General features: G+C 60.1%; 1 rRNA gene. It reads left to right on the forward strand.

The window, feature by feature from the left end:
• A 23S ribosomal RNA gene (locus tag JT719_RS24495) occupies positions 1-311 on the forward strand; the annotation flags it as partial.

The raw sequence follows: 311 nt of genomic DNA on the forward strand, positions 1-311 counted from the left end.
TTCCGACCTGCACGAATGGCGTAACGACTTCCCCGCTGTCTCCAACACCAACTCAGCGAAATTGAACTCTCCGTGAAGATGCGGAGTACCCGCGGTCAGACGGAAAGACCCCGTGCACCTTTACTACAGCTTTGCAGTGGTGCTAGGGATCTCATGTGTAGGATAGGTGGGAGGCTATGAAGCCCGGGCGCCAGCCCGGGTGGAGCCATCCTTGAAATACCACCCTTGAGATCTCTGGCATCTAACCGCGGCCCGTGACCCGGGTCCGGGACCCTGCATGGCGGGTAGTTTGACTGGGGCGGTCGCCTCCC

This window comes from Sabulibacter ruber (assembly GCF_017355955.1).
GTDB lineage: Bacteria > Bacteroidota > Bacteroidia > Cytophagales > Hymenobacteraceae > Nibribacter > Nibribacter ruber_A.